The 12,487-nt window shown below is 48.6% G+C and carries 9 protein-coding genes; 5 read left to right on the top strand and 4 right to left on the bottom strand.

Annotated elements, in window-relative coordinates:
- Positions 1-204 precede the first annotated feature (204 nt).
- From CI959_RS15290 to CI959_RS15300, 3 genes are read left to right on the top strand one after another with little or no spacing between them, the layout of a single operon-like run.
- Complete coding sequence (locus tag CI959_RS15290; RefSeq protein ID WP_008771785.1) at positions 205-3,495, top strand: TonB-dependent receptor; 3,291 nt, start codon at positions 205-207, stop codon at positions 3,493-3,495.
- Positions 3,496-3,534: 39 nt separating this feature from the next.
- Complete coding sequence (locus CI959_RS15295; RefSeq protein WP_057316691.1) at positions 3,535-5,313, top strand: RagB/SusD family nutrient uptake outer membrane protein; 1,779 nt, start codon at positions 3,535-3,537, stop codon at positions 5,311-5,313.
- Positions 5,314-5,319: 6 nt separating this feature from the next.
- Complete coding sequence (locus CI959_RS15300) at positions 5,320-5,826, top strand: hypothetical protein (protein ID WP_008771787.1); 507 nt, start codon at positions 5,320-5,322, stop codon at positions 5,824-5,826.
- Positions 5,827-6,280: 454 nt separating this feature from the next.
- On the opposite strand, the gene CI959_RS15310 is transcribed toward CI959_RS15300, so the two are convergent.
- Both CI959_RS15310 and CI959_RS15315 read right to left on the bottom strand, forming a co-directional pair.
- Positions 6,281-6,778 (bottom strand): glucosaminidase domain-containing protein, encoded by a 498-nt coding sequence (locus CI959_RS15310; protein WP_005868062.1) that lies wholly within the window; start codon positions 6,776-6,778, stop codon positions 6,281-6,283.
- 41 nt (positions 6,779-6,819) lie between these two features.
- Positions 6,820-7,278, bottom strand: coding sequence for a hypothetical protein (locus CI959_RS15315; RefSeq protein ID WP_005855948.1), 459 nt, complete (start codon positions 7,276-7,278; stop codon positions 6,820-6,822).
- A 141-nt stretch (positions 7,279-7,419) separates the two neighbouring features.
- Here CI959_RS15315 and CI959_RS15320 point away from each other — a divergent pair, with 141 nt between their 5' ends.
- Positions 7,420-7,641, top strand: coding sequence for a DUF4248 domain-containing protein (locus CI959_RS15320; RefSeq protein WP_005868065.1), 222 nt, complete (start codon positions 7,420-7,422; stop codon positions 7,639-7,641).
- A gap of 301 nt (positions 7,642-7,942) precedes the next feature.
- Here CI959_RS15320 and CI959_RS15325 read toward each other — a convergent pair whose 3' ends face one another.
- Both CI959_RS15325 and CI959_RS15330 read right to left on the bottom strand, forming a co-directional pair.
- The gene (locus CI959_RS15325) at positions 7,943-10,099 is read right to left on the bottom strand and encodes a BT4734/BF3469 family protein (protein WP_057316614.1); all 2,157 of its coding nucleotides are present in this window, start codon (positions 10,097-10,099) and stop codon (positions 7,943-7,945) included.
- Positions 10,100-10,218: 119 nt separating this feature from the next.
- On the bottom strand, positions 10,219-10,563 hold the full coding sequence (locus CI959_RS15330) for a hypothetical protein (RefSeq protein WP_057316613.1): 345 nt from the start codon (positions 10,561-10,563) through the stop codon (positions 10,219-10,221).
- 165 nt (positions 10,564-10,728) lie between these two features.
- On the opposite strand from CI959_RS15330, the gene CI959_RS15335 reads away from it, so the two are divergent.
- Positions 10,729-12,459, top strand: a complete 1,731-nt coding sequence (locus CI959_RS15335; RefSeq protein WP_036613728.1) for an ATP-binding protein — start codon at positions 10,729-10,731, stop codon at positions 12,457-12,459.
- The last annotated feature ends 28 nt before the right edge of the window (positions 12,460-12,487 follow it).

Genomic DNA, 12,487 nt, shown 5'->3' on the forward strand with positions numbered 1-12,487 from the left:
TGATTCTTGTGAAGGTGTCTTTTTGTTAACAAGAATAAGCCTTATTGGGTCTATAATAGCTATTTGTACGAACACATATCCGCAAGTTCAAGGGAATGTGAAAAAAATATGCATACTATTGTTGTTTATTGAGAATAATAATTTATATTTGTACCCATATCCGAAGAGTGGATATAATTATTAATGTTAACCTATTTTTGTGTTATGATGAACAAACAGTTGGCTTTTGTTAAAAGCGGGCTGGGTTTGGCACTTTGTTTCCTTATGGTCGGTGCGGGTGTAACCCCTCCAATCCATGCGTCTAACGCGAATGTGTCCATCTCCCAACAAGCTAAGAAAGTTACCGGTACGGTAACTGACGCAAAGGGTGAACCCCTTTTGGGTGTGAATGTTGTAGTAAAAGGTACTACAAACGGTACGATTACCGACCTTGACGGTAAGTATTCCTTGGAAGTTGAGCCCAACTCCATTTTAGTCGTTTCCTACATTGGTTATGTATCCCAACAAATTCCGGCTTCGGGAGAAGTGGTAAATGTGACTTTGAAAGAAGATACGCAAAACCTTGATGAGGTAGTAGTAGTAGGTTACGGTACGCAGCAGAAGAAAGATATCACAGGCTCCGTGGCAGTAGTCGATACGAAGGACCTTTTGGCATCTTCCGGATCTTCCGCTACCCAGCAGTTGCAAGGTAAGGCGGCCGGTGTATATATCGGTCAGACCGGTTCTCCGGGTTCTCCTTCAATGGTTCGTATTCGTGGTATCAATACGGTTAATGATAACGGCCCATTATACGTAATTGACGGCGTGTCAACACGTAATCAGGATCTAAGTACTTTGAATCCGAACGATATTGAGAGTATGCAGGTATTGAAGGATGCCTCTTCTGCCGCTATCTATGGTGCGCAGGCTGCGAACGGTGTTATCTTGATCACGACGAAGAAAGGTACGAAGAGCGGGCAACCGAGATTAACGTACGACGGTTATATTGGTGTCCAGAAGACGGGTAAGAAATATGACGTGTTGAATTCTATGGATCGCTTGAACCTAGATTGGGAGGCGCAGAAGAATAATATTGCTATGCGTGATATCGGAGGTTATCCAAGTAATCCTCAATTTGGTACGGGGGATAGACCTTCTATCCCGAATTACTTGACACAATCAGGTGCTCAGGGTTCTACTACAATAGATCCGAGCGACTATGATTATCCTACTACAACTTACGCACCATTCTCAGATACGGACTGGTGGGATGAGTTAGATCGTGCCGCCATGATTCAAAATCACCAGATCGGCTTGTCCGGTGGTACGGAAAAGGGACAGTATAACTTAAGCGCAAACTATTTCAAACAAGACGGTACGGTAATTGATTCTTACTATCAGCGTTATCAAGTGCGTGCGAATACCTCTTTCAATGTACGTGACTGGTTACGTGTGGGTGAGAACTTAACGTATGCTTTCACGAAAGATAATGGCTTGAGTGCGAATGGAGCGGAATCTAATCCTTATTCGTGGACATATCGTGCTTCTCCTTGGGTTCCGGTATATGATATCGCAGGTAATTTCGCTGGATCAAAGTTCTCCGGTACGGGTAACTTCCAGAATCCGGTAGCCAATCAAGTCCGTAATAAGGACAACTATTATACTCGCAACCGTATCTTTGGTAACTTATGGGCTGAGGCGGATATTTTCAAGGACTTGACATTCCGTACGAACTTCGGTATCGACTATACGAACCGGTATTATTATCGCATGGAAAAGAAAAATCCGGAGTTCTCAGAGTCTATGGGACAGAATAACTTTGAGGAACAAAGTGAGTTTAATTATCGTTGGGTATGGACGAATACGTTGACCTATAACAAGACTTTTAATGATATCCATAAACTTACCGTTCTGTTAGGTACGGAGGCTATCCGTGACGGTCTGGGACGCAAGTTGACCGGTCGTCGTTACAATTATTTGTTTGAGGATAATACGAATAGTTGGGTGCTGAATATGGGTGAGAATAACAACCAGCGTTTGGCGAATTCCGAATATAAGGGTGAGTTTGCTTTGTTTGGCTTGTTCGGCCGTGTAGATTATTCTTTCAATGATAAATATTTGTTCACAGGTATCATCCGTCGGGATGGTGTATCTCGTTTCTCAAAATCTAATCGTTATGGTGTGTTCCCATCCGCTTCTTTAGGTTGGCGTATTTCCCAAGAGGATTTCATGGAAAGTACGAGAGATTGGTTGGACGATTTGAAGTTGCGTGTCGGTTATGGACAGACAGGAAACTCTGAGGTTCCTCGTATTACGAACTATGCTATGGAACTTGCAACTTACCCGAAACGTTCTGACTACGATTTGAACGGACAGAATAATTCTACTACAACAGGTTTCATCTTAGATAAATATGGAAACGAGGATACCAAGTGGGAGTCTACAGAGATGTGGAACGTCGGAGTGGACGCTACTTTCTTAAATGGTAAATTCAATATTGGTGCTGAGTGGTATTGGAAGAAGACAACGGATATGTTGATCGAGGCTCAATATTCAGCGTTTGCTAACCCGGAGATCAAGAAACCATATATCAATTTCGGTGATATCAAGAATACGGGTGTCGATTTGAACTTGAATTATAGAGATTCAAAAGGTGATTGGTCTTGGGACGTAAGTTTGAACCTTTCCCATTATAAGAATGAGGTACTGCGTATCTCGGAGTCGGATGATGCCTCTTTGTGGGGAGCGGGAACTCGCTTGGATGGAAACGTGACCCGTACGACGAAAGGACATGCTATCTCTGAGTTCTATGGTTACAAGGTGAATGGTTTCTATGAGAACGTTGACGAGGTTTTGGCCTTGCCGCCTCTAGGACAATCCGGATTGAACGCTGAGTCCGCCAAGGCTTGGGTCGGTAAATTTAAGTTTGATGATGTGGATAAGGATGGTAAGTTGACGGAAAGAGACCGTACGTTCATCGGTTCTCCCCATCCTGATTTGATCGCTGGCTTAAACGCTACGGTTACTTGGAAAAACTGGGACTTCACGATGTTCTGGTATTCAACTATCGGCAATGACCTGTTTAACAATACGAAATATTTTACGGACTTCTGGATGTTCAACGGTAACAAGTCTGAGCGTATGCGTGATCAATCTTGGACTCCCGGTGCTGATAATAGCAATGCCATTTTGCCGATCTTGGATTCGAACGATGGTTATTCTGGTAAATTCTCGAACTCTTATTACGTAGAGAATGCTTCGTTCTTGCGTTTGAAGAATGTGGTTTTGGGTTATACGCTTCCGAAGAGCGTGTTATCTAAGGTGGGTATCCAAAACTTACGTTTGTATGTACAAGCCGAGAATTTGCTGACTATTACCGGTTACTCTGGATTGGATCCGGAATATACGAATGCGGATATGGGCAAAGAAAGTGGGGGAGACCTACAGAGAGGTGTTGATATGGGTGGATGGCCTTCAACGATGCGTTTCTTGTTCGGTGTAAATTTCGCTTTCTAATGTTTAGGGATTTGATTAACTTTTAAAATGAATTTTATTATGAAACACAACAAATATATATTAGCGTTGGCTTTTGCCAGTATGCTGACTTTAGGGTCTTGTGGCGATGATTTCTTGGGAAAGGAGCCGCAAGGAGTTTTGACCCCGGAGGCTTTGGCGAATGCTCAAGGTGTGGAGTTGCTGGTTACTAGTGCTTATGCGGGTTTAGCCTCTCCTGTGGAAGGATACGATCCCTATCAAGCTTCTCCGTTTAACTGGGTATGGGGTGGTATTTATGGGGGTGATGCCAACAAGGGATCAGACCCTAACGACCAATCTACGGTGAATGAGATAGAATTGTATAATACATTGTCGACCAATGGCTATATCAAGCAAAAATGGGTTTGGGTGTATCAAATGAGCAAACGTGTTAACTTGGCTCTTCAGGTCTTGGAAAAAGCGGAGGATATGAAGGAGGAAATTCGCCAAATGCGTAAAGGCGAGTTGAAATTCTTACGAGCCTTGGCTTATTTCGAGGGAATGCGTGTGTTTGGTGTTTATCTCCCCTATATTGATGAGACTAATCAAGAGAATGACCCAAAGGTGCATAATGACAAAGATATCTATAGTTTGGTCGTTGCCGACGTGGATGATGCTATAGCGAATTTATCGGATGATCCTAAGGTTGTTGGTGAGGTTGGTCGGGCGAATAAATCCGCAGCGAAGGCTTTGAAGGCTAAGATCTTGATGTGGCATGGTGATTTGGCGGAAGCGCAACCTATCTTAGCGGATGTGTTGACAAATGGTGTTACGTCTAAGGGTATGGCTTATGGACTGGAAGATGATCTGGACAATAACTTCAATGCTTTGACAGAAAATGGTAAGGAATCCGTTTTTGCGGTACAATACTCAAATGCGGCAGAGAATATGGGGGGGGCTCCCTTCTGTTTAGCTTATCCGCATAATACAGGTCCCGGTGGATGTTGTGGTTTCTACCAGCCTTCTTTTGAGTTGGTGAATTCGTTCCAAGTAGATGCGAATGGCCTTCCTTACTTGAACGGTGAATATCGTACGAAGAAAAGTGTATCTGTTCGTAACTCCGATAGTTCCCAAGATGCTGTGCTAGCCGTTAACGATAATAACATTGCGGTCGATCCTCGATTGGATTTTGCTGTAGGTCGTTTTGGTATTCCTTATAAGGATTGGGGATTCCCAGAGAATGGTTGGGTACGAGATGCTACGAATGGCGGTATCTTCATGCCGAAAAAGCATGTATATAGCAAGGCTGAGGATGCGGCTGGTATGAAAGCGTTATATGGTGGTTGGGCACCGGGTTCTGCTATGAACTTGCAATATTTAAGTGTTCGTGACTTAACTTTATTATATGCTGAATGCTTGGCTAACGCAGGGAATCTGAAAGGTGCGATGGAGCAGGTTAACAAGATTCGTCGTCGTGCGGCTTTGGATGTTAATATTGTTAAGTTAGATGATGGGACTCCAGCCGCTAATTATAAGATTGCCGAATATCCTTCTTCACATGCCGCATTCTCAAACAAAGATGTTTGTATCAAGGCGATTCGCATGGAGCGTAAGTTAGAGTTGGCTATGGAAGGTGAGCGCTGGTTCGATTTGTCCCGTTGGGGTGGTGATGTGATGGCTAGTGAGTTGAAAGCCTATGTGGACTATGAGAAACAGTATATCTCTAAGTTTGCGGGAGCTTCTTATCTGTCATCGAAAAAGACAATGTTGCCCGTTCCTGACGATGAGATCTTGACTTTGGGTACAGATCCGGAAACAGGTACTCCGTACTTGGTACAGCCGGAAGCTTGGAGAAACTAAAGGTTTATGGCGATAAGGAAGGCAGGGGACTTCCTTATCGTTTTTATTTTGAATGGTGCTTACAGATTCTTGCTCTTAAAGAGTTTGTCTTCTTATATTTTAGAATTCTTTTTTATTGAAACTCAATTAAATTTTAAAATTATGAAGAAGTTATTATGCTGTTTTATTATTTTGTGCCTTTCTGTGTGTTCTTTTTCTACAATTCAAGCTGTAGAAGTGGAAAACGATAATGTAGATATAATGGCAGTTGCTGCTGCTATGTATATTAAGGGGGAAACTTCTTTGAAGTTTAGTGGTGGTTACGCAGGGTCGTCTTACCAACTGTTCAATGCTCCTAGTGGTGCTGAATTTAGATGGAGTATTGTAGGTTCTGGGAATTGTTATTGTTATCCGAATGGTGATTATTGTTCGATTAACGTATATTCTCCGGGTTCTTATCGACTAGTTTGTGATGTATATGTTAATGGAGTTAGGGTAGATGGAGTGACAACTTATATAACGGTTATGCCATAGAAGAGTTTGTCTTGAATAATTGATGGTTATATGTTCTTTTATAACCACAAAAGGAATAGATGGTTTAATAAAAGTTAAAGGGTATGCATCACGGCATACCCTTTTTGCTTGAAGAAAATAGTATTCTTCAAATTCCCATTTCCTCTAATAACCCCAGTACTTCAAGAGGCACCCTGCGCACCCCGCTATGAGGAGGGTGTAGCCGGAGATACCCAGCCAGTCCGCCCCGGGGGGCGGTGGGGAGGAGGGGTGCCGTCGTGGCGGAAGAGCGTCAGCGAGGCGCCGATCGCCGCTAGCGTCACCTCCGTCTCCCGCATGAGGAGGGAGAGGAGGGCTAGCAGGAGAAGGAGCAGCGCCGGTAGCGTCTGTCGTTTCGGGAACAGGGGGATGCTGCGGGAAGATGACCCGGAGGAGCGCCGTGAGGCAACGGAGGATGAGTTCAAGGTATTTCATTTTAGTTGACAGTTGATGATAGGGACGGCATCTGCCCGCCCTTTTGATTAACGATTGATAGTTGCGAGCTGATTTTTCGGCAAAGCTGGACGATCAGCTTACGATAGGCTTCCCGGTTGTCGCCGTTCACCTCGCTGATGTAGGGGCTGTAGGCGATCTCCTTGGCGAAGGCCGTAGGGTTGGCGCTCATGTCGGCCGCCCGGGGATAGGCCGAGCGAAGCAGGCGGCAGTAATCCATGAACGAGCACTTATCGTCCGGGTAGATCCGGAAACGTAGCGAGCGGGGCGACAGCTCCGTCCACCGGCCGGTCCACCATACGTTGGGCAGCCCGTAGGCCGTGATGCCGAAAAAGTTATGATACTCCCGGCAGAGCGTACTCTCGCCCCAACCCGTCTCGATGGCCGCCTGTGCCAAGATCACCACCGGATCGATCCGGAACGCCCGCCCGGCCTCCCCAGCCAGCGGAGCGTATTCACGTATAAAAACAGAAATCTCCATACCACTTAATTTTCAATTTTCAATTTTCAATTTTCAATTCCCTAAATCTCGTCCGGGCTCTCGGAATCGCCCCCGCCACCTCCCGGGGTCACCTCTCCGTTCGAGTACTCGGTGTACTCACGGAGCTTGGCCGTCAGCTTGAGCGAGGCGCTGGAGAGGTTGCCCGTGGCACGGGCACGAAGGCGTACGCCGATGATATTGCCTTGCGTGGAGAAATCCTCCGGCGTGACGGCCCCCTTCGAGCGGATGCCCACGCTGAAGATGCCGAGGTCGTCTATCTTCACGTTCTTGCCGTCCATCAGCAGCTCCTTGATACAATTCACCATGTCCTTCAGCATGCCGTGGATGGCGCCGGTGGAGAAGGGGGTGTTGTGGGTGGACATGTGCTCGGCCAAGGCGGCGATGTCTACCGTCTCCTCGCATACGGCACGGGCGTACCACTTGTTGAAGGTTGTCACGTTCTTCTCGTTCTTGTTTTGATACTTCTTGTAGCGGATCATAATGTGTTGTTTTTTAATGTTGATACAAAGATACGGCAGGGCATGGGGGCTTTGTCGCTTTGGGTGACTTAGGGTGATTTCGGGTGAATTATTTCTCCGGAAAATGATGGATATATGCCGGAGATTCACTATCTTTAGGATATGGAAACGACATTCAAGATACGAGCATACGGGCGGATGGAGCTGGCCGAGGTCTACCTGCCCGACCTGCATCCCCGCTCGGCCCACCGCAAGCTGCAACATTGGATAACGATCTATCCCGGCCTGCCCGGTCGCCTCCTCTCGCTGGGTTATCACGAGGGCGAGCGGGTCTATTCGCCCGCCATGGTGCGGGCCATCATCGAGTCGCTCGGCGAGCCGTGAGAGCCGGATGGTATCCGGGTGGAATAGGGGCGCTAAGTCAATGGAAAGCGAGACGGATTCCATTGACTTAGCGACCGTATCTCATTGGTTTTCCGGTCATGTTTCTTAATCCCGACGAATATCGGTGCCGGGGTTAGGGCGCAAAAGGCGCATCTTTACGTGCCTATATAAAACTTTTCTTGTAAATATATTTTTTCATCACACTGCTATAGTGTGATATATATTTATTTTTTTGTAAAATGTTTTTCCAGACACTGTTTTTTGCGCCTTTTGCGCCCTGCTCATTTTAGAAAGTCAGTTTTTATTCCGGCTTATCTTCTTGACCCTTAAAGATATCATTCTCCTTTTGGGCTCTATCCTCTTCCTCTTGCCTAGGGCGCAAAAAATTGGCTTTTACCTGTTCCGAGGTGATCTCGGCGACCTCAAACAGTAGTTTTCCTCTAGTTTTCGTGAGCTTAAAACCGTGTTTTTTCAGCACCTTGCTCAACGTAACTATATTGGAACGTGTCGGCGTGATACGTGTAAATACACTTAGTTTCGTCATAATATCGCTCGCCGTAAGATACTGTGGCGTGTCGAAACGCTCCGGTTTGCGGAAATAGGTGAAGAACAACTCCTCCTCGGGGCTTCGCTGGCGGAAGGTCTCGTTGTTCTCGTTGATCTTCCGGATGTCTTCGCCGGAGAACCAGTATTTCTCGCCCCGGCGGAAGAGGGCGAGAGCTTGGGCGTAGATGTCGGCGTGTCGCACGGGCGACTGGTAATCGATCCGTGTGGCCTCGAAGCAGAGGAAGCGGCGAGACTCGTTATCGTCCGGCAGCGATTGCAAGTCGTTCACCGTGGCGGCGAAGGAGGCGTGGCGTATCTGCGTCTCGGCATAGTGTCCGTACGGGCGGCGCAGGTAGATGACCCCGGTGGAGGTGAGCGCCTTGAGACGGTTCAGATCGGCGTAGCTCTGGCCGGACATCTCGTCGATGACGATCAAGAGGCAGTCCACCATCATCTGCGGGAAACCCTTGCTATAGGGATTGACATTGCCCGTGAAAAGATAGTCCCGCAATTCGGGCGGCACGAGGTTCCGCAGCCACGAGGTCTTGCCCAGCCCCTGCCCGCCGGCCAGCAGCAGGATGGTATGGTTTTCCACGCCTAGCTCCATGGATCCGGCCACTTGCGCGATAAGCCAGCGCTTGAGGCAACCCCGCCAGAAGGCGGGCCGGGTGGTGTCCACGGTATCGGCCAGCTGCCCGATCCAGTCCGTCACCCCGTCCCACGGGGCCAGCCCCTCGAAATACGAGCGGAAAGGGTGGAACGTCTCGCTGAAGTCCGACATCAGTATGGCCCGGATGTCGTTATGCGAGCAGTAGTGGCCGTCCTTCAGGAGACTCCGCCAGAGCGAGTTCACCCAGTAGTCGGTCACCGGCTTGAAGACCGGCTTTTGGCCGTTCCGCTTTTTCTTCGAGGCCACCTCCACGTACCCCCTCACGCCGTTCTTGCGGGTGAGGAAACGCTCGGATATATAGGCCTCCACGGCGACCACGTCCAGCGGACCCCCGCCCTTTTTCCGGGAGGTGGCGGCGCTCGTCTCGGCGGCGTGCTCCTCCACGTGGCTGTAGGCGCTCTCGATGGCGGCGAGGCGCTCCTCCGCCGGCAAGTCGGCGAAGGCGGTAGCGGCGTAAGCCTCCATCTCGGCCCGCTTCACGCCCAGCCGGTTCGCCCGTGCGGCCATGACGAAGATGAAGTTATTGCGGTTGCCCTCGGCGTAGGCGCCTTTCCGCTCGGCGGTCCGGCGTGCCTTCTCCAGTGGCGAGGCCACCTTCCTTTCCTTCGCCCCGGGAGCCGTCTCGCTAACCTCCTCCTTCCAAGTAAGGGGTAGCGGGGCGAGGCCCTCCGGTAGCTCGCCGGTACCCTCCAGCCAAGGGCGGTAGGCAGGCGAGAGGTATAGGGCGGGATCGTCCGATACGAAGCAAAGCCGCCCGATGTCGCTGCCCGAGGTATCCAGCTCCACGCCGAGCCGGGCGGCGTACCAACGGCTCATGGCCTCGTAGACCCTCCGGTGATTACCCGGCGTGGCGGTCTCGTCCGTGGCGGCGTAGGCGATGAGTTTCGCCCCGTCGCCGCTGGGACTGCGGAAATACGCCACGGTGTAGGGCGCTTCCGTGGCGAGCGGGGTGATACGCTCCAGCTCCCGTTCCCCTACGTGGTCGATGTCGAGTACCACCAATTGGTTGTAACGGGTGATGTGAGGGTCGAGGCGTTTCCCGGAGTAGGTGGCCTGTGGGGTGAAAGCGGGCAGTTTTTTCTTTAGTTTGGCGGCCAGTTCCTTATCGTCCGACGCTAGCGCCTCCCGCGTCTCGTCGATGAACTGCTTGTACGTTCCTCTTTGGATGTTTTCCAGTACGCCCGCTAGCGAGGCGTCTCCCTTGTATCGTCCGAAAAGGGCGAATAATGACGTGTTTATCATACTATGTTTTTAAGTGATAAAAAAAGAGCCAGTGTCTCTGGCTTGATGCCGCTAAGGTAGGGAGGCGCTTTGGGACGCCTCCCAAGTTTTAACTTTTGTTGTGAAAAACGGGAAGCTTGTTATTCATGCGCTTTCCCGTATTCCTCCTGCGCCGTCGAGAGGATGCTCCGGAAGCTCCTTGGCTTCGGGCAGCCGTTGGGGTGTATCTCGAACACCTCGTCCAGCGCCCGTATCATGGCTTCCCGGTTCGTCTGTCCGTTCACCCGGAACCGCGGGTCATTGAGGATGGGCAGCGTCAGCCGCACGAAGTCTTTCACGGAGCCCGTGTAGATGATCTTCTCCCGTTTAACCAGATCCTCCTCCGGCTGGTAGTCTTTAAACAACTTATGCGCCCCTTTCGCGTCTTTTTTCAAGTCCACCCATGCCTTTTGGGCATTTTCCAAACTATCCAGCAGCTTTCTCACGCTTGTTTCCGCTTCCCGGAAACTGATTTTTTTTCATATATGATTAATTGTTAAAGTTAAAAACGTCGCAAAGGTACATTATCCGCGTGATAATTCCTCGGAAGTTGTTGCTTTGCCGGATATATATGCTTATATTTGTAATTACTCATAAAAACAAAGATCGCTATGATAATAAAGAAGATTCCTTACGGACTGACGGATTTTGAGAGGATTAGGAAAGAGCCGTATTATTATGTGGATAAGACTCATTATATCGAGTGGTTGGAGGAATCTGCCAATTTCTTCTTCTTGATCCGTCCGAGGCGTTTTGGAAAGTCTTTGTTTATCAACATGCTTAGATGGTATTATGATATCTATAGGCGGGATCGTTTCAAGGAAATCTTCGAGGGGCTGTATATCGGTTCGCATCCTACGGCGGAACAAGGGAAATACCTTGTGCTCGATTTTAATTTCGCCGGCGTGAATCCGGACCCGGATCGGTTGCTGGCCTCGTTCAATGATAATTGCTCGATGCGTTTCGATCTTTTCGCCGGGCTTTACGGACATATGTTCAATCCCGGTTTCGCCAGTGAATTGAAAAGGCTCAAGAACGCAGACGAGAAATTGAACTACCTGATCGGGCAGGCTACGTTGCTGGATCTTCCGATCTACCTGTTCATCGATGAGTATGATAATTTCACGAACGCCATACTCGCCAATGTGGGGAATGAGCATTACCGTAAATTGACACATGGCACGGGGTTCTTCCGCTATTTCTTTAATAAGCTGAAAGAGGGTGCCACGGGAAATGGACCGATCAAGCGTATGTTCATCACGGGAGTCTCTCCGGTCACCATGGATGACGTGACAAGTGGATTCAATATCGGTGCCAATATGAGCACCGATCCCCGGTTTAACGGGATTATCGGGTTTAGCGAGCGGGAGGTACGTGATATGTTGTCTTATTATAAAGACGTGGATATGCTGGCCGGAGAGGTAGATGAGGTGATCGGCGTGATGAAGCCATGGTACGATAATTACTGTTTCTCGAGAGATTCGCTCCACGAGCCGATGTATAACTCGGATATGGTGCTGTATTTCCTGAATCATTATCTTCCGTTGAAAAAAGTTCCGGAGAACATGATCGATAACAACATCCGTACGGATTATAATAAGCTCCGTCATTTGATTCGCTTGGACAAGAAAATGGGCATGAACGCCTCTATCATCCAAGACATCGTGACGAATGGCGAGACCATAGGTACCATCAAGACGGCTTTCCCCGCCGAGGATCTGGCAAAACCGGATAATTTTAAGAGCCTGCTCTACTATTTCGGGCTGCTTACCATACGGGGTACTAAATGGGGGAGTACCCTATTGGCGATCCCTAACTTGACGGTTCGTGAGCAGTTGTACTCCTATTTGGTGGAGGCTTACCGGAGCGCCGATTTATTTTCCCTCGAGATGGATCGGCTGGGGATGCTCGTGGCTAGCATGGCCTACGAGGGAAACTGGAAACCTGTCTTTGAGTACTTCGCCTCTGAATTGAAGCGACAAAGCTCTATCCGTGAGTTTATCGAGGGTGAGGCGCACGTAAAGGGCTTTTTGTTGGCTTACTTGGGCTTGACCCGTACTTATATAATTCATCCGGAGTATGAGGCGAATAAGGGATATGCGGACTTCTACATGATGCCCGATTTGTTGCATCAACCGGAAATCGTCTATAGTTATATCGTAGAGGTAAAATATGCCCGTCGTGACGCCTCCGCCCCGGAGATAGAATCGCTGAGGACTGAGGCTGCCGGGCAATTGAAACGTTATGCCGAAGATCCTAAAGTGAGAGAGACGAAGGGAAATACGAAACTTCGCCTGATAACACTGATATTTAAAGGCTGGGATTTGGTGGCTTGTGATTGAATGCCTATATTTGGCATGAAACTTTAAA

Source organism: Parabacteroides sp. AT13 (assembly GCF_002272965.1).
GTDB lineage: Bacteria > Bacteroidota > Bacteroidia > Bacteroidales > Tannerellaceae > Parabacteroides > Parabacteroides distasonis.

Bases quoted from the DNA above. Each gene is read 5' to 3' on its own strand.
- CI959_RS15290 (WP_008771785.1), top strand. From the start codon at position 205: ATGATGAACAAACAGTTGGCTTTTGTTAAAAGCGGGCTGGGTTTGGCA.
- CI959_RS15295 (WP_057316691.1), top strand. From the start codon at position 3,535: ATGAAACACAACAAATATATATTAGCGTTGGCTTTTGCCAGTATGCTG.
- CI959_RS15300 (WP_008771787.1), top strand. From the start codon at position 5,320: ATGGCGATAAGGAAGGCAGGGGACTTCCTTATCGTTTTTATTTTGAAT.
- CI959_RS15310 (WP_005868062.1), bottom strand. From the start codon at position 6,778: ATGGAGATTTCTGTTTTTATACGTGAATACGCTCCGCTGGCTGGGGAG.
- CI959_RS15315 (WP_005855948.1), bottom strand. From the start codon at position 7,278: ATGATCCGCTACAAGAAGTATCAAAACAAGAACGAGAAGAACGTGACA.
- CI959_RS15320 (WP_005868065.1), top strand. From the start codon at position 7,420: ATGGAAACGACATTCAAGATACGAGCATACGGGCGGATGGAGCTGGCC.
- CI959_RS15325 (WP_057316614.1), bottom strand. From the start codon at position 10,099: ATGATAAACACGTCATTATTCGCCCTTTTCGGACGATACAAGGGAGAC.
- CI959_RS15335 (WP_036613728.1), top strand. From the start codon at position 10,729: ATGATAATAAAGAAGATTCCTTACGGACTGACGGATTTTGAGAGGATT.